Annotated in this window: 17 protein-coding genes and 1 riboswitch; of the genes, 5 read left to right on the top strand and 12 right to left on the bottom strand. The window is 38.8% G+C overall.

Annotated elements, in window-relative coordinates; translation table 11 throughout:
* Positions 1-31 precede the first annotated feature (31 nt).
* Together J1899_RS06100 and J1899_RS06095 are read right to left on the bottom strand one after the other, a co-directional pair.
* A complete protein-coding gene (locus J1899_RS06100; RefSeq protein ID WP_214478068.1) occupies positions 32-574 on the bottom strand; it encodes an NUDIX hydrolase in 543 nt (180 codons plus the stop codon).
* A 27-nt stretch (positions 575-601) separates the two neighbouring features.
* A complete protein-coding gene (locus J1899_RS06095; RefSeq protein WP_214478067.1) occupies positions 602-1,072 on the bottom strand; it encodes an NUDIX hydrolase in 471 nt (156 codons plus the stop codon).
* A 133-nt stretch (positions 1,073-1,205) separates the two neighbouring features.
* Between J1899_RS06095 and J1899_RS06090 the strand changes: the two genes are divergently transcribed.
* Positions 1,206-1,697 (top strand): pyridoxamine 5'-phosphate oxidase family protein, encoded by a 492-nt coding sequence (locus J1899_RS06090; RefSeq protein ID WP_214478774.1) that lies wholly within the window; start codon positions 1,206-1,208, stop codon positions 1,695-1,697.
* 49 nt (positions 1,698-1,746) lie between these two features.
* Here J1899_RS06090 and J1899_RS06085 read toward each other — a convergent pair whose 3' ends face one another.
* Both J1899_RS06085 and J1899_RS06080 read right to left on the bottom strand, forming a co-directional pair.
* Positions 1,747-3,687, bottom strand: a complete 1,941-nt coding sequence (locus J1899_RS06085; RefSeq protein ID WP_214478066.1) for an ABC transporter permease — start codon at positions 3,685-3,687, stop codon at positions 1,747-1,749.
* Positions 3,684-4,445 carry an ABC transporter ATP-binding protein gene (locus J1899_RS06080; RefSeq protein WP_214478065.1) on the bottom strand — a complete coding sequence of 254 codons (762 nt, stop codon included), beginning with the start codon at positions 4,443-4,445 and terminating at the stop codon, positions 3,684-3,686. The genes J1899_RS06085 and J1899_RS06080 overlap by 4 nt, the downstream gene beginning before the upstream one ends.
* 309 nt (positions 4,446-4,754) lie before the next feature.
* On the opposite strand from J1899_RS06080, the gene J1899_RS06075 reads away from it, so the two are divergent.
* Complete coding sequence (locus J1899_RS06075) at positions 4,755-5,075, top strand: PadR family transcriptional regulator (RefSeq protein WP_066448429.1); 321 nt, start codon at positions 4,755-4,757, stop codon at positions 5,073-5,075.
* On the top strand, positions 5,068-6,264 hold the full coding sequence (locus J1899_RS06070) for a DUF2812 domain-containing protein (RefSeq protein WP_066448431.1): 1,197 nt from the start codon (positions 5,068-5,070) through the stop codon (positions 6,262-6,264). The genes J1899_RS06075 and J1899_RS06070 overlap by 8 nt, the downstream gene beginning before the upstream one ends.
* 50 nt (positions 6,265-6,314) lie before the next feature.
* Here J1899_RS06070 and J1899_RS06065 read toward each other — a convergent pair whose 3' ends face one another.
* Positions 6,315-6,965 (bottom strand): YdeI/OmpD-associated family protein, encoded by a 651-nt coding sequence (locus J1899_RS06065; RefSeq protein WP_214478064.1) that lies wholly within the window; start codon positions 6,963-6,965, stop codon positions 6,315-6,317.
* Between the two features lie 505 nt (positions 6,966-7,470).
* Here J1899_RS06065 and J1899_RS06060 point away from each other — a divergent pair.
* Positions 7,471-8,652: an IS256 family transposase gene (locus J1899_RS06060; RefSeq protein ID WP_214475133.1), complete on the top strand. Its 1,182-nt coding sequence runs from the start codon at positions 7,471-7,473 to the stop codon at positions 8,650-8,652.
* Between the two features lie 966 nt (positions 8,653-9,618).
* Here J1899_RS06060 and J1899_RS06055 read toward each other — a convergent pair.
* The 4 genes from J1899_RS06055 to J1899_RS06040 all read right to left on the bottom strand — a co-directional run bounded on the left by J1899_RS06055 (position 9,619) and on the right by J1899_RS06040 (position 12,861).
* Complete coding sequence (locus J1899_RS06055; protein WP_214478063.1) at positions 9,619-10,257, bottom strand: vWA domain-containing protein; 639 nt, start codon at positions 10,255-10,257, stop codon at positions 9,619-9,621.
* 77 nt (positions 10,258-10,334) lie between these two features.
* Complete coding sequence (locus J1899_RS06050; protein ID WP_214478062.1) at positions 10,335-11,330, bottom strand: macro domain-containing protein; 996 nt, start codon at positions 11,328-11,330, stop codon at positions 10,335-10,337.
* A 111-nt stretch (positions 11,331-11,441) separates the two neighbouring features.
* The gene (locus tag J1899_RS06045; protein ID WP_066448447.1) at positions 11,442-11,978 is read right to left on the bottom strand and encodes a VUT family protein; all 537 of its coding nucleotides are present in this window, start codon (positions 11,976-11,978) and stop codon (positions 11,442-11,444) included.
* Between the two features lie 140 nt (positions 11,979-12,118).
* Positions 12,119-12,165, bottom strand: a riboswitch (PreQ1 riboswitch).
* Positions 12,166-12,225: 60 nt separating this feature from the next.
* Positions 12,226-12,861, bottom strand: a complete 636-nt coding sequence (locus J1899_RS06040; RefSeq protein ID WP_214478061.1) for a C40 family peptidase — start codon at positions 12,859-12,861, stop codon at positions 12,226-12,228.
* Between the two features lie 85 nt (positions 12,862-12,946).
* Here J1899_RS06040 and J1899_RS06035 point away from each other — a divergent pair, with 85 nt between their 5' ends.
* Complete coding sequence (locus J1899_RS06035; protein WP_214478060.1) at positions 12,947-15,133, top strand: diguanylate cyclase; 2,187 nt, start codon at positions 12,947-12,949, stop codon at positions 15,131-15,133.
* A 37-nt stretch (positions 15,134-15,170) separates the two neighbouring features.
* Here the strand turns inward: J1899_RS06035 and J1899_RS06030 are convergent, their stop codons facing one another.
* The 3 genes from J1899_RS06030 to J1899_RS06020 all read right to left on the bottom strand — a co-directional run bounded on the left by J1899_RS06030 (position 15,171) and on the right by J1899_RS06020 (position 17,342).
* Positions 15,171-16,022, bottom strand: a complete 852-nt coding sequence (locus tag J1899_RS06030) for an aldo/keto reductase (protein ID WP_281420643.1) — start codon at positions 16,020-16,022, stop codon at positions 15,171-15,173.
* 78 nt (positions 16,023-16,100) lie between these two features.
* Entirely contained in the window at positions 16,101-16,298 is a 198-nt protein-coding gene (locus J1899_RS06025) for a hypothetical protein (RefSeq protein ID WP_214478059.1), read from the bottom strand.
* Positions 16,299-16,472: 174 nt separating this feature from the next.
* A complete protein-coding gene (locus tag J1899_RS06020; RefSeq protein ID WP_214478058.1) occupies positions 16,473-17,342 on the bottom strand; it encodes a helix-turn-helix transcriptional regulator in 870 nt (289 codons plus the stop codon).
* Positions 17,343-17,579 lie beyond the last annotated feature (237 nt).

Raw genomic sequence — 17,579 nt, 5'->3', positions numbered from 1 at the left:
TAGTTAGGGTGTTTTTTTCGTGGTCATAATACTATTGAAGATAACTTCTCGCCAGGTAGTAAGCATGTGCAGAAAAAAGCTGTATTTGAATGGTATTGGCTATAATCATCTCTCCAAACTTTTCAAAATCGATAAGTTGAATATTGATTTCCTCTGTATCATCTAGTTTTTGCTGTGATGTTTTGCAGGCTTCTAAAAGGAGAAACGTTTTGATTTTATTGTTTTGAATAGCTGGATTCACCATAAATTCACCCAATAAAACGGGTTTTCGCAGCGAAGTAAAACCAGTCTCTTCTTCCACTTCCCTTACGATCCCTTCCTCGTCCGTTTCATGTGCTTCTATTTTCCCTGCTGGCACTTCCAGAAAATAATCCTCTCCGGCATAACGATATTGTTCTACCAACACCAGCTGCTTTTCTTTTGTAATCACCACAGCATTAACCCAATTTGAATACTCATTAACATAATAATCATGAATAATAATGCCATTCGGCAGCTGACACGCATCTTTTCGAATATGGCCAAATGGACTTTTATGTATGTATTCTGTTTTGAGCGTTTTCCACTTTTTCATCGCTCTCCTCCCGGACATAATAGATCTTTAAAAAGAATCTCCTAACTCCCAAAATCCATCTCCCATTTGATTCATTAGTTCCCATGCTCTTTTTTCAATTTTATTTGGAAGATGGTCTTTGCCAAAAAACTTCAAATCCAGGCTTTCTCCATCATTCATAGACAATCTTCCAGTCACTTGCTGGGCATGGAATAAACTGATCACACTATAGGTTTCATCTCCATTTGGATATCGAAAATAATACCGGTGACCTGAAAAGACACCAATCAATTTAAGCTTATTGGCATTTAATCCTGTTTCTTCTTTTAATTCCCGCAAAGCAACTTCCTCTAATGTTTCGCCGAGTTCCATTGTTCCTCCTGGCAAACCCCAATCCAGAGTATCTGAACGATGCTGAAAAAGAACTTCTTTATTTTGATTCATCACAATTATGGTTGAACCCGCAGTGATGATAGGTATGCTGCCAATCTGCTTCCTCAGCTCAGAAATATATCCCATTATATTCCTCCTAAAAACTCAATGGTTATTATTTCGCTTCTTTTCAGCAAGTTCCTTTTACCAACCTCGACTTATGCATAAAAGTTTGTGTAAAGGGTAGTTTACCTCTATAGAGACTAATGTAGTGAAGGAGATGTTCAACATGTTAAAACAAGAAGAACTTGAAACGTTAAGAGAATTAATTAAAGACATCGATACAGCCATGCTGACAACGGTATCTGAAGATGGTCTTGTATCCCGTCCGATGAAAACACAGGAAGTCGAGTTTGATGGTGACTTATGGTTTTTTACAAAAAAAGAAACAGATAAATATGAAGAAATCATGCATGACCAAGATGTGAATGTCGCTTATGCCGGAAAATCCTATGTTTCTGTCCGCGGAAGAGCTGAAATTGTTCAGGATTTAAACAAGAAAAAAGAACTGTGGAACAAAGTACTCGAAAAAATTATGCAAACTTCTTACGATGACCCGAACGTTGTCTTAATTAAAGTTGAAGCAGAAGCAGCTGAATATTGGGAAACCGGTAATTTCACCAAAAAAGTGGCATTCCTTTATAAACGCATGACAGGGCAAAGCTCCCGATCCACAGATACGAATGAAACGATTGAATTGAATAATAAATAAGCAGAAAATGGATTGTCCGATAATTGGACAATCCATTTTTTATGCACCATTAAGGTTTCAATTTGGATGAATGCAAGATAATCCTCAGATAGTTTTTCTCTGTAAAACGAAAAGTTACTCCATAAATAATGGTAAAAAGGATCACTGCAAAAAGAGCACTTCCTAACACAACCATTGTATGATCCATTGCTGCTGTGAACCCAATGATCTTCATCACAAGAGGCAATACTGCTGCTAAATGGATGACAGCTACTGCAAGCGGAGCCAAAAACATGATAAGCGTCTGCCTGCTAATGGTTCTTTTAACCTCTTTATCACTCATTCCAACTTTTTTCATAATGGCAAAGCGATGACGATCATCATACCCTTCCGAAATTTGCTTATAATAAAGCATTAAAGCTGTCTCCGCAAACAAAATGACGCTAATAAAAATACCTAGAAACAACAAACCGCCAAAACTGCCTAACACCGTTTCTTTGTAAATTGACTTTGCCTCAACATACACATTGCCAATCGTTTCAGCCTCATCAGCGATTGCATGGGAAAATTCATTTACCTGCTTTGAATTTCCTTGTAAATTAAAATCCTGATACATCGTCAATGAGTTTTCTAAATCTGCAGCTTGCGCAAACTCACCTGTTAACGATGCAACGACATAAATCCAGCTATCTTCTATATTGTCAGCTAAAGTTGTATCAAACGGCAGCTCCTCGACCTTATCTTTCACCTTAAATGATTCATCATTTAAATTAATGCTTTGTAATTCTGCAGTTTCTTTAGATTTTAGAAGAAGTACTTCATTGGAAGCTAACGTTATTCTTTCGTTTGTTAGTGTGTTAAAATCCTCCAAGGGAAGAATACGGAAAAAATTCTCCTTCCCATCTCCTGTTAAATCTGCGGCAAACTGTCCCCCCCGATAAGAAATAAGTGATGTGATGTCAACATTAAACCTCTCTTTTTGATTGTCAATAAATGATTGCAGTTGCTGCTGCTCCGCTTCATGTTCTATTGTATTCGTTATAGACACATCGAACTGAAACGTATTATTCACCATCGTATTAACACCTAAATATAAGGAAATCGTGGTTGTGATCACAATCATTGTTGCCGTGCTTAATATAGTAATATTTGATAAGCCAACAGCATTTTGTTTCATACGGTAAAGCATAGTTGAAATAAGGGTAAAATAATCCTTGCTATAATAAAAGCTTTCATTATTTTGCAGCTTTTTAAGGAGCACAACGCTGACTGCAATAAAAAGTAAATACGTTGCAGCTACAACAAACACGACCGCTGTTATCATTGCATTTAAGTCTAGCTTTGGATTGTTTACAGTAAATGATAATAGATATCCGGCAATTAAAAGGATACAGCCAAGTAAAGCTAACAGATATTTTGCCTTTGGCTCCCGCTCCCCGGATTGTCCGCCTTTCATTAGTTCTATGATACGAACAGAGTGAATCTGTTTTACGTTATATAAGTAAATGATGAAGAAAATAATGATAAAGGTGCCGATCGTTTTTATAATTGCTAATATAGAAATAATGTTTAACGCCAAGGGAGCTCTCATCGTCATCGACATAGCTAAGCCTACAACTTGGGTAAACACTAGTCCAATTATTATTCCACCTAGGATGCTCAGCAGTGCAATCAGAAGATTTTCCAGCCTCAATAGTTTTCTAACATGCCTTTTCTCCATCCCGAGTAAATGATAAAGTCCCAATTCCTTTTTTCTTCTCTTAAAAATAAAGCTATTCGCATATAGCAGAAAAAACAGAGAAAGTATTGTAAACAATAAGCTTCCAAATTTCATTACATCGATCGTAAAATTTCCTCCTGGAATGTTTTTCAAAGCTGTATCATTCACCAAGCTGTTCATTGTATAAAATAATGCAATGGTTACTATGCAAGTTATTATATATGGCAGAAACATTAAGCGATTCTTTTTAATGTTTGTCAGCGCTAATTTACCATATAAATTTTTATTCATAGACTGGTACTCCTTCTCGTAACTGCTGCTGACTGCATATCAAATATCTGTTGGGTTATGTCTTCATTCATAGCATTTTTTTTGATTTCATTATTTATTTTTCCATCTTTAATGAATAGCACACGGCTTGCTTTACTAGCCGCATACACACTATGTGTGACCATAATAATGGTTTGGCCTGCTTGATGAAACGCTGCAAATAAGTCCAATAGCTCCTGTGCTGAACGGGAATCAAGAGCACCTGTTGGTTCATCTGCTAAAATTAAGCTTGGTGATGTGACTAATGCCCGAGCAACAGCGGCACGCTGCTGCTGACCGCCAGAAACTTCGTATGGATATTTATTTAAAATATGTTCAATCTCCAATGCAGCAGCTATATCCTTAATCTTTGCATTCATCTCTTTTACACGAAGGTTAGCCATTACGAGCGGCAGGAAAATGTTATCCTTCAAGGTGAATTGATCTAACAAATTAAAATCCTGAAACACAAATCCTAAATGCTGCCTGCGAAATGCAGCCAATTCATCATTAGGAATATGCTTATAGTTCATCCCCTCAAGAAGTACCTCCCCATCTGTCACTTCATCTAAAGAAGCTAAAATATTCAGCAGCGTTGTTTTCCCCGAACCAGACTCTCCCATAATGGCAATATATTCGCCTTTATTCACAGTGAAGCTGATATCAGCAAGTGCTTCCACCCTTGCTCCTCTGCGGGATTTATAAACCTTCTTTACATTTTGAACCTTTAAAATTCCCATTACATATCCCTCCAAATAAAAAACCTTTGTCTTAGTGCCTTTATCATATAGAAAACTCTGGCAAACAATATTTGGAATACATAACAAAATTCTTCTTTTTTTCTGCTTTAAATCTTACGAAGTTCTTGTGGGCGTTCTTCGGGGCGTTCTTCGGGGCGTCACAGTGACGCCCCGAAATTTGTCGACTCACTGCGCCGCTTTATGTCTTCTTTTATTTTCCAATTAAGGTTGACACTGGATAAAAATCCCTTTACTATTATGTTAGACGATATAACGTGTAACATAATAACTTTTTAAAGGATGATTGAAATGGCCTATAACGGCGGACCAATGACAGAAGCGATGTATTATGTTCTTCTGGCGTTAATGCGTCCCAATCATGGATATCAGCTCATGCATTCGATTGCAGAAGTGTCCAATGGCCGAGTAAATATGGGTCCTGGCACTCTTTACGGTGTCCTTTCAAGGATGCAAAAAGATGGACTCATTTCTTTAACGGAAGAGGATAGAAGAAGAAAAACGTATGAAATAACAGCAGAAGGAGAAAAAGCACTTCGGCTGGAGCATGACCGATTAAAAGCGATGATTGAAGATAGCAGGATTTTAGAGGGTGGTGATGAAAATGACTAAAGCTGTCTACAAGCTGCGTCCCAATGACAATTGGCGAATCGGAGAACATGAAAGCTGGTTTGCAGACATGGCTGCCCATGGGTTTTTTCTTAAAAAGATGGGGATTCCTTTTGCCAAGTTTGTTAAAGGGGACCCAAAGAAAATGCGCTACCGAATTGAAGTGAATTCGGGAGACGAGATAACATCCGAACAAAAGCAAATGTATGCAGAAAACGGCTGGGAATATGTAACGAGCTATAATTTATTTCATGTCTTTTCGTCCCCTGCAGATCTGCAGGCACCAGAACTTCATACCGATCCGGCTGAGCAGGCTTTTACAATCGAGACTCTGGATACTAAGTTAACTTTTAGCACAATCATAACGATTACTGGCATGCTTTTACTAATCGGAATGCAAGCCGCAGTTTGGTTTCTTGATGAAACACCTACTCTGGTCTTAATCGAGGGGAGCGCAGTTTTTCAAGTCATTTTTGGACTGTTTTTACTTTATTCAACATACCTTTCACTTCAAGCAGCCATATCCATTCGCAAACTGCGCAGAAACCTAATTGAAGGAAAACCGATTGACCACCATGCACCTTGGAAAAAACGATTCCAAACACAAATTATTATAGGCATACTGCTTACAATCGTAATGGGACTAATTGCAATCATCCCAATTTTTCAGCTGGCAAAAATAGATACGAAAACATTGCCGGAAAGCAGCCCCGACCTACCGTTTATCAGATTAGCAGATTTAGAGAATGACCCGGATTTTATCAGGGAAGAACCTGTCTTTTTTAATGACGATGTAGATCGTGGAAATCAATATTCTTTTAATTGGAGTCCTCTTGCCCCCCTGCAATATGAAACTTCTGAACACGGATTCATACCGGGTGAAATTCAGAAATATGGAGAAGAATATTCGTCTTCACTTGATACAAAAGTATACCAGCTGCGCTTTCCTTCCTTGGCAGAGCCAGTAATTTCGGATTTAATACAAAGCAGAAGTTTTCAAACTGAACGAGAAGATTTTATAGAAACCTCTCATCCTGAATTGGATCTTTTGATTACTTATGATAAGCATAAAACAAAAATGGTGTTTGCGCATAAAGGAAATGCTGTTATGTATGCTTCCTATTACGGTCACACAAATATAGAAACCATAATTGAAAACACAGTTGAAAAGATCAAATTGATTTCCGAGTAGAAACGAAAAAAGCTTACAGAATCTAGGTCTGTAAGCTTTTTTCTTCTATATTATTTCTTGCCCTGCCTGTACAAATCAACAGTCTTAAATCCTTTAGATAAAATCTCGACCATTTGTGCCTGTCGGCTGTCACGCGTTTTCTGCTGCTTTGCTGAAAAGATATACCGTGCCCAATCCCGCTTATAGCCTGGTGTTAACGATTGATAAAAACCTAACTCATCAGGATGATCGGTCAGCAGTTTTTCTACATCTTGTATCTGATCTTCGTAATCCGCCACACATTGGCTTGCAGCGGAGGATTTTTTCGCTTTCTTCTTTTCACGTTTCAATCCAATCACCGTAAAAACATCATCCATGCTTACCATCCGAGCAAACTTGATATCACTGTCACCCACATAGCCATCCTCTCCAACCTTCATCGCCGGAAAGATCTCATCACGATGTATGTGCGTATCAAACCGCTTATTCCCTTTTTTCGGATAAGCAAAAAACAAATACCCTTTTTCAACTAATTGCCCCTCTTGAATGATACGATTTGTATGCTCAACCATTTGATTGATAGACTCTATAAAAATAAAAATCGCATCATGATCTCCGGTCAGCTCAGTCTTGAAGCCGTTAAATAAATCGTAGTCTCCTTGCTGATTCAGCACTGCTAGATTGTTGTATTTGGTTAGGTTTAATTTATCAATGATCGACATTAAGATAATACTCCTTTTAGACGTTTATGTAGATACTGCTGGGGAGGAAATTTACGTAGGCGTTGGCGCATATGTTCCTTTCGGCTCTCTTTTCGCTTGCTGACGGGCACTTTGCCTTCCCTTTAGTTCCCGCCAACTCTCTTTTCGCTGCCTGACGGGCACTTTGCCTTCCCTTTAGTTCCCCTCAGCTCTCTTTTCACTGCCTGTCGGGCACTTTGCTTGCTCTTTTGTTCCCGCCAACTCTCTTTTCACTTGCCCACGGGCACTTTGCTTGATCTTTAGTTCCCGCCAACTCTCTTTTCACTTGCCCACGGGCACTTTGCTTGATCTTTAGTTCCCGCCAACTCTCTTTTCACTGCCTGTCGGGCACTTTGCCTTCCCTTTAGTTCCCGCCAACTCTCTTTTCACGATTAAGTCCATATAATTGTGTAAAAAGAAAGAGTCATTTTATTCCTATTTGTCCACAATGTTAACGACCAAGAAAACATTGGAAAGAGGGATAAAAATGACTCAGTTACAGTTTAACCTAGATATGGACGTTTTAAAAGAATCGATTATGAATTCTAATCTTGAGCTTATTGTGAAATCTACCTTAGTATTAGTCTTGAACGAATACATGGAAAAAGAACGAGATGACTATTTAAATGCAGCTGCCTATGAACGTTCTTTAGATCGTCGTGATTATCGAAATGGATATTATGAACGTGAACTCATCATGAGTATCGGAAAGTTAAGAATAAAAGTTCCCCGAACAAGAGGAGGTGAATTTTCGCCTTCTATCTTTGAGAAATTTTCGCGTGTTGATCAGACACTTATATTATCTATGTTAGAAATGGTCATCAATGGAGTTTCCACTAGAAAAGTAAAGAATATCGTAAAACAATTATGTGGCCAGAGTGTATCAAAATCTTTTGTTTCCTCCCTAACAGAGAAACTGGATCCTGTAGTAAAAGCCTGGGCTAATCGCCCACTTAATGTCGAATATTATCCGTATCTCTACGCTGATGCCACCTATATAAAAGTTCGAGAGAATAACAAGGTCATTTCAAAAGCAGCTTATTTAATTACTGGTATGGGTGAGGACAAAAAGCGTAAAGTACTTGGCTTTAAAATAGATCACGTCGAGAGCTTTCAAGCATGGCAAGAGTTCTTTCAAGATTTAAAATCTCGAGGGTTACAATCACCAAAATTAGTGATTTCAGATGCACATGCTGGATTAAAGAAAGCAATAGAAAGAGTATTTATAGGTACGGCATGGCAAAGGTGCACTGTTCATTTCAAACGAAATATTGTTAACGCACTTCCAAAAACAGGATCACGACAAATCATTTCTGATCTGAGAAAAATATACCAAGTAGTATCAGTTGAAGAGTCAAGAAAATATAGGGACAAATTTATTGAACTATATGCAGAAAATAAGAAAGTAAGAAAGGCAATCGAAATTCTCGAAGAAGGTTACGAAGACACGATCCAATTTCTAAATGAACCAGAAAAGTATCAAATACACATTTTAAGCAATAACTCATTGGAAAGGCTCAACCAAGAAATTAGAAAACGAGTGAGTGTGATCCGTATCTTTCCTAATAATCAGTCTGCATTTCGATTAATTGGTGCATTGTTAATGGAGAATGAAAATTTAGAATTAAATAAGAAAGTATACCTTACCGCGGAGCGAAATTTTGCTTAGGAGAAGGGGGTACCCCCTTCTCCTAAGCAAAATCAACTAACAGCTATTAATAGGTGGTAACATTGTGAAAAGGAATTTACACAATAATAAGGACTTGACTCTTTTCACTGCCTGTCGGGCACTTTGCCTTCCCTTTAGTTCCCGCCAACTCTCTTTTCACTGCCTGTCGGGCACTTTGCCTTCCCTTTAGTTCCCGCCAACTCTCTTTTCACTGCCTGACGGGCACTTTGCCTTCCCTTTAGTTCCCGCCAACTCTCTTTTCACTTGCCCACGGGCACTTTGCCGGCTCTTTAGTTCTCGCCAACTCTCTTTTCACTGCCTGTCGGGCACTTTGCCGGCTCTTTAGTTCTCGCCAACTCTCTTTTCACTTGCCCACGGGCACTTTGCCGGCTCTTATCTCCCCGAAATCTTCTATGCTAATGATTATACAGTGCTCCGTATCTATAACTCAATACTACTATTGTTTGCACATACATCACTCGGCTAAGCTGCGACCTTCAATACTTTATCATGTTGTTTCTCCAAAAGGTCTAGGAATGAATAAGCGGAGAAATTCCGGTTATTTTGAAAAAAAGGCCTCAAATAGCAAAAATAAAGGGAGAAATTCCGGTTATCTTCAAAAAATGCACCGAATTTTAATGATTTTATCCATATAAGCGGAAAAACTCCTCTTATTTAGAGGAAAATATAGCTATTTCCCTAAATAGGCGGAATTCTTCCCTCTATTTTCACGAAAACTCAATGCATAAAAATGCTTGGAGACACCCCAACACCATGGCCCAAGCATTTTGTCCCCCCTATACATTAAGAAAGGGATCAATTCCCCTCGAAGTATCTTTTCAACTTCACTTCTCCTCCTTTACCTCTTAAATACAGTTTTAATTAATAGGTTTTTCCAGAAATTAACTTAAACTCAAAAATAATATCCTAAATCACTAAAGATTTAGGACACCTTATAACCTACTATCATTTACTCCGCTCAGTAAAATCCCGTTCAATCTCGTCTTTCCAGCCAGGATCAACACCCTTGCCATACCGTACGCTCAATACTGCCTCGCTCAGGATTTCATAATTTAGTTTCGTACCTTCTCCATCAGCATGGTAATCCACGGCAAAATCTTTATCAATGCCAAAGTACCCAGCAGTTTCAACGGCATCAATATTGGCTCCGAGAAACATAAAGGTCCAGTCATATTTTTCTTTCTGATGCTGAATCATTTTTTTCACTTGTTCAGAGGTGAATTCCCGGCTGGCATTTTCCATGCCATCAGTGGTAATCACAAAGAGGACATGATCTGCACGCTCTTTCTTCTTCTGCTCTTGAACAGTTTTTTGAATCGAAAACCCGATTGCATCAATTAATGCGGTCGTCCCGCTTACTTCATAATCGCTTTCAGTTAGCTTTTTTATATCTTTTACAGAAACGCGGTCATGTAATAATTCATACCCATTGTTGAATAATACTGTCGTTACAAACGCCTCTCCTTCAGCTTTTTTCTGCTTTTTCAACATCGAATTATAGCCGCCAATCGTGTCTGCCTCGAGCCCTGCCATTGATCCGCTTTTGTCTAAAATAAATACAACTTCAGTTACTTTGTTTTTCATGTTTAATACCCTCCTTATCTATAATGGAAGGATATCAAGTTTTCAAAATGAAATGGTCGCTTCAAAAGCGACATTTTCTAAGCACCGAGCAAAGGCTGGTCAAATCGAAATAATGCTTCATTAATTTCATGGATATCATACTTCTGCTGAGTGATAAAAAATTTCACAATGACATCAAATTTACTGCTGTGTGACAAAGTATATCCTGCTGCTGACAGCAGAGCATTGGTTTCATCTTCATCCAGCTCCAGAGCGATCGCAAAGGCGATAGCGGTTTTCTTTTTCGGATTATAACTGTCTTCCTTGCGGATCTTTGAAAACAGACGGCGATCAATATTCGCTCTTTTATAAGCATCCACATCGCTTATTCCTCTTTCGTCAATGAGGCGAAGCAGGCGTGCCGAAAACGATTCATCGAGTTCATCAATTAACTGCATTAGACTGCTTTCTTCAATATCCTCACTTTGCTTAACATAATCATGCTCTCTAAGTTGTTCCGTTACAAAGCGTGCTTCTCTGCCCCCATAGAGAGCACTAGCTTCTTCCACATAATGCTCATCAATATATTCCTGAATAGAGTGAAAAAGCTTCTGGCTCAGGCCAAACGATTGCTGATCAAATACAACTAAATAAACATGCATTTCATGCTGCATTAAAAAGGTGCTGATGGCCGAAATGGCAATTTGCAGAGCCTCTTCTTTAGGAAATCCGTATATTCCTGTTGAAATCAGTGGAAATGCAATGGACTCACATTGATATGTTTGTGCCAGTTCTAATGAATGCTTATAAGATTTCCGCAGCAATTCTGCCTCCTGCTGTGTACCGCCCTTCCAAATGGGACCAGGTGTATGGATAATATAGTTGGCAGGCAGCTTAAATCCATTCGTTATCACGGCTTCACCGACTGCACATCCCCCGATTTTGTCGCATGCTTCTGTTAACTCCTCAACTCCGGCTGCTTGAAAAATAGCACCGCAAACACCGCCGCCCATTTGCAATTTCTTATTGGCTGCATTGACGATGGCATCTACATTCATGACTGTAAGATCCTGGCGAACGATTTCCAAAGGCATAAATGAAACTCCTTTTTTTACTAAAAGCATAGCATCGACACTGCTCTGGGACAACAGCATTCTGGGGACATAAAAAAGGAACCTATTTTGATCAATAGATTCCTCCGAAACTTAAAACGCCATCTTATTCTCTTTTCCAGTATGAATACGATGAATAATCAGCGCTGCAATCATTTGAATAATCGTTTTCGCCAATATTTGACCAACAATTGCTGCCGGCACTGCTTCCCATGGGAGCATGTTTGCACCTAATGGACTTAAGCCGATTACAACAAACACAACTGAATCCAGCAAGCCGCCGACAACACCGCTGTAGAAAACACGCCATGCAAATGGCAGCTTTAAACGCGTATAGATTTCCGTATCAGCTGTTTCTGCAATTAAGAACGAAATAGCGGATGCAACCACAATCATCAATGTATCTCCAAGCAGGAATGACACGATTCCAGACAGGATTAATGCAGTAAAAATAAATAAGTACGTCTTTGATCTTCCATATTTATTTTGGACAAGATCACGGAAAATAAAGGTCGCTCCAATAAACAGCGTACCCATAGGGATCATGAAAATCCCTACAGCCAATGGCGCAAATTTAGCTGTTACCACATTGGCAATAACAATAGATAATAAATACAATAAAATTCTCATGTATACTCCTCCTGATGCTACAGTTTTATATGATAACCGAACGAAAAAAGACCTCCCAGCAAAGTTCTACAGAACTTCACAAAGAGGCCTAGACAATCTTTCTATCAAAAAAATAAAAAGCTGTGACCACATGGACACAGCAATCCATAGTTTTTTATAGAGGGTTTAAGCTAGGAACCTCTCCCGATCGGGTTATGCAATTGAGTTTAATATTATCTTATAGGACAGAGGTCTGTCAATGAAAATTTCAAGTAGCAACCTCTTCCTCTAACTGAATCAATATCTCTTCTCCTAACTCTCCGTCTTTTATTTTTATATGTCCTGCTGACGAAAAATCCTTTGGCATTAGTCCGTTTAACGGCATGGAAAACGATGTGATCCCTAATGTTAAATAAGTTTCTGCGATCAACTTGCTGCAGGTGTAATCATTCCTTTTTGAAGTAATATGAAACATTCTGCCTTCAATTACTTCTTCAATCATTGGCCATTCACTTGGATTGGGGATTCCATGCACGCTTTTGATATAGTCATAGAGCTTTTGATCATCGATTTTGTTTTTCATAGTTAAGGTGCGCACGGCATATTCTGGTGCCACGTAGGGTTCTACATCCTGGCCGTACGTTTTAAGCCGATCCAGCAGTTTGACAACCTTTGGTCCTGTCTCATGATCATGAAACCATTCATCCTCCAGATTTACAAGGGCGGTCGATTCAAAGAAATAAACCTCACCATCTGGATCAGGACGCAGCACCATCCCCACATGCGACCATTTGCTGTGCTCCAGCTTTTCCACTAACTTGCTCATCTCATATTTTCCGCTGAATAAAATTAAATCACCTGTTTTTAATAATGGCAAAAGTTGATCATACGTTTCTGTTTTCATGACATTCCTCCTAAAATAATATGCTAAAATTTGACACTATCATGTTATAATGATACCAATATTTCATGAAACGGGAGTCAATTCAATGAAACCAGTTTTCAAAAAATATCACTACTTTGTTCTCATTGTCCTTTTTACATTGTTCTTTCCTATTTCAGCCTCTTATGCTGAAGCAAACTCCGTGAACGTCGGCAATGATTTTACGGAAAAGGACATGACCTCCCATTTACTTGTGTATGTTGATTCAAACGATCTTACTCCAGATCAAATTCTCGAAAGGCAGGATCAATTTGTTCCCTTCAGTCAGGCGGATATCGATGGGGATATTGCCGATTTGGATTATTGGATCAAGATCGATATGCAAAATACAAGTGACCGTGCGAAAGAGCTGCTGCTCGAAATTCAAAAGCCGCATTTAAGCTTGGTTTCCTTGTATAGTGAAAATAGTGGTAGCCTTAATTTACAAGAAACGATCGGCTACAGCCTGCCATTTGATGAAAGAATCATAAAACACCGCAATCTCGTTTTTCCGCTTCACCTAGATTCATCTGAAGACATACATACCTATTATTTAAAAATTGAAACTGATAGTTTCTTTCAGGCACCGATCACTCTTTGGAATTATGTATCATTTTCAGCAAACCATTCTGATTCGCAAATGCTGTTTGGTCTTTTTTACGGCATTATGATTGCCATGATGATTTATAATAGTTTTCTATTTCTCTCGCTAAGAGAAAAAACGTACTTATATTATATCTTGTTTATTGCTGGTTTTACGATCCTGCAGGCGATTTGGGATGGATATGCGTTCGAGTGGCTGTGGGGCGATTATCCTTGGTGGGCACTCCGGTCTAATTCATTTTTTATTCTTTTTGCTGCGCTGTTTGGATTACTGTTTACGAAGCATTTTCTGCAGCTGAAAGGCATTGCACCAAGACTCTATAAAATGGTCCATGTATTTACGATCATTTGTGCTTTTACATTAATCATTCCTTTCGTTTTACCTATCGGAATGGCCACAATGGTTAGTACAATCATTGCTACCCTCTTTGCCCTTTTTGTCATCTTAATTGTCATAAAAGTGAGACTGCGAACACGGGAAGCCAAGTTTTATATTGCAGCATGGTCGCTTTTGTTAATAGGCATCTTACTCAATCTGATGGCTGCTTATCAGATTCTGCCGCTCAATGCATTGACCTTATATGCACCAAAAATTGGAGCAATGGTAGAAGTCCTTGTTCTTTCATTAGGTCTTGCTGACAAGATTAAACGTGTCACGCTTGAAAAAGAGATGGAGTCAAAGAAATATTACATGCAGACACTGATGCAGAATTTCTTTAAGCAGATGTCCAGTGTGAAAGAACATACTCTGCTGGCGGAAAATGGACTTTACACGCTCTTGTACCTGACAAAGCTGGAAAAAGGATTCTATTTGCAGAAAAAGAATGCAGCATGGGAAGTGATCGTTCAGCATGGCGATTTATCTCTTGATGACAGCTTTCATATCGACGATCAATATCTATCAAGAATCATCTATGCAACTGATATCACGCCCAGATCTTTTGGTGTTCAGGATACATTTGGCACGTTCTTGTCTATTCCGATTGTTTGTGAAAATCATACAGGTCTTCTTATTGTCTGTGGCGAGGATCAGGATCAAATTGACCCCTATCAGAAGGAGAAAATGATTCCTTATTTCCAGGATCAATTTACCGTTTTAATGGACAATCTTATGAATTATACATCATTTAAAGAGTCGGCTATGTACGACCATCTTACAAATGTATTAAACCGCAAATACTTTTTAGAAAAAGCAAATATGCTGGTAAAAGAGGCACAGAAAGCGGAGCAAGAGGTTAGTATTCTACTAATTGACATTGATCACTTTAAACGTGTCAATGACACATACGGTCATACGATTGGAGATCAGGCCATTATCTTTGTTGCCAATCGAATCGTGGATACCTTTAAGGAATTGGGGTTTGTCGGCAGATACGGTGGCGAAGAATTTATAGTAGTCACTAGCCATGTCAAAGAACAGGAAGTTATCAATGTGGCCAATGAATTGAGGAAGTCACTGCATTCACATCCGCTTTTCTTAAATCGAAATCAAGCTCTGTCTTTAACAGTCAGCATTGGCGTTAGTCTTCACAAAGGAAACAGCATTACTTCCATCAAGGATATGATCCTGGAAGCTGATGAATGTTTGTATCGTGCGAAAAATGCTGGACGAGACCGCGTTGTGCTAAACACGGAAATGAAGGTCAGATAATGCTAGGTGGCTGAAGATCTCAGCCACCTTTTCTCTTTTAAATAATATCCAAAGGCATTTTTCGTGTAGGTTTCGGAAATACCTCATCAAGTCTGTGCAGATCCTCATCAGTTAAGGTGATACCAGCTGCTGCCGCATTTGCCCGTACATGTTCTTCCTGCACTGCTTTAGGAATCGCCAGGCAATTGCCTGCCCGTATGGTCCATGCTAAAGCAATTTGCAAAGGCTCGGCATTATACTTTTCTGCGATCTCCTTTATGACTGGATCTGTTAACAGCTGCTGTCTTAAGGAACCACCTTGAGCGAGCGGACTGTAGGCCATAATCGGCATATTGTGCTCATGCTGCCATAGAACCAAATCATAGTCAATTCCACGAGAACCTAAATGATAGAGCACTTGATTGGTCATACAATTTTGGCCGTTCTCTGTACTCCATAGCTCTTTCATATCCGCTGTATCAAAATTCGATACCCCCCATCTCGCAATTTTTCCATCCTTCTTAAGCTTCTCCATTCCTTCAATGGTTTCTGCTAAAGGGACAGAACCTCTCCAGTGTAAAAGATATAAATCGAGATGATCCGTTCCCAGCCGTTTTAGACTGTTTTCACATGCTCTTTCAATAGAATTCAATCCAGCATTATGCGGATAAACTTTGGATACTAAGAAAACATCGTCTCTTCTTCCTTTGAGCGCTTCGCCAACAACCAGCTCCGCTCCTCCTTCAGCATACATTTCCGCCGTATCAATGACATTCATGCCTAACTCAATGCCAAGCTGCAGTGCTTTGACTTCCTTCGACTTCATTTGTGCGTTTTCACCCATAAACCATGTGCCTTGTCCCACATTTGGCAGTGTTGTTCCGTCCGGTAAAGTGATGTTTCGGCTCATTAGAATCATCCTTTCTTTTATATCGTGAATATCTGCACTATTATCTTATAATAAAATTTCAGCTCTCTGCCAAAATGTTCATATATTGTCACTTTTCCGCTTACTCAATTTATAAACATTTGTCACAAATCCAAGAAAACCTGAAAGCGCAAAAATTACGGGAATAATCATAGAGGTAAAATTGGATGGGTTCTCAACCAGTAAACGGTAAACACCAAATACACATAAAATAAAACATCCTGCGGTTCCTATAAACAATTTTGTTTTTTCTTTCATAAATAGACCTCCACTCACTAAGCTGGCAGTTTAAAACAAACTGATCTGCTGCAAAAGAGAAGCGTTAAGTCTTCTAAACATGCTCCTTTGCGCCTCCCCCTCCTGATGCAAAACAGTCTTCCTCAAGAATACATCCAGCTAGATAGCTTCAAAAAAGGACATAAGTAAATAACCTCAAACTTCTGAATCAATCGGCAGCTTCTTGACTGGAACAACGATATGATAGGACGATTCTAAATTGTGAACGTCCTCAAATACTTGAATAAGCTCTATATCAGCATCCTCGGCTTCTTGTCTGGAGATTTTTAAGAACCTCGCAAAGTCTGTAATAAAGACATCTCCAATTTCAAGCAAATCGCCATAGTAGTTAAATTTTGAACAAAAAAAATCGGGAACATCTACAGTGAAGAAATGCGGCTTATCAATCTTTATATGATGTGGAATCCCAACAAGCGCTTTAAACTTGGTCGAATCTGGCTGGCAGTTTGAATATATGACATAGCAGGGACTTTTCATGGTGTGATTAATGCTGTCTGTCAGCATTTTAGAATGAAATCGGATGACTTCCTTAAAATCGTTTGTGGATAAATCAACTTCGAATGCAAGTCCGCTTATTTGTATAGAATCGAAGTTTGTTAAGGTAAAATCAGTCACAATGTCGCCATTAATATGTTTAATCGGTCTTTTTATGACTGGAGGAATGTCAGTAGTATCAATTGTCTTTTCACTATTTCTTAAAGAGGTTGGGGGAATACCGTATTGCTTTTTAAAAGCACGGGAGAAGGACGATGGTGTACCAAAATTTAATTGATAGGCCAGATCTGTTAAGGACAAATCTGAATCTTGAATGTATTTTACAGACATATTCAATCTTCTGGCTCGTATGTATTCGTTTAGAGAACAGCCCATGATGGCAGAAAATAGTCTATGAAAATAGTACTTCGACATATGGAAGGCGCTTGAAACCGACTCTAATGACAAGGGCTGGTCTAAGTTATCTTCAATATGTATTAAAGCTTTTTCAATTACTTCATAATGCTCCATGAGATCACCTTATTTTTGTATTTTTCTGGACTACCTACTACTAAAATACTATATGCTGATTATTTCGTAAATAGTTCACTGTCTAGCTTACTATTCAGTTAATACGGGATTGGCTTCAAGCAGAATGGAAATGTGCCTGGCTCCTAATACAGCAAGATCTGGACAGCGAGAAGGCGGATGAAAATGGTAATTTTGATTTATCAAATATACAAAGAAGTGGATTGAGGTAACTAAAAC

Origin of the sequence: Cytobacillus gottheilii (assembly GCF_018582665.1) — a bacterium.
Lineage (GTDB): Bacteria > Bacillota > Bacilli > Bacillales > Cytobacillaceae > Cytobacillus > Cytobacillus gottheilii.
This window is presented reverse-complemented; position numbering and strand designations above follow the sequence as displayed.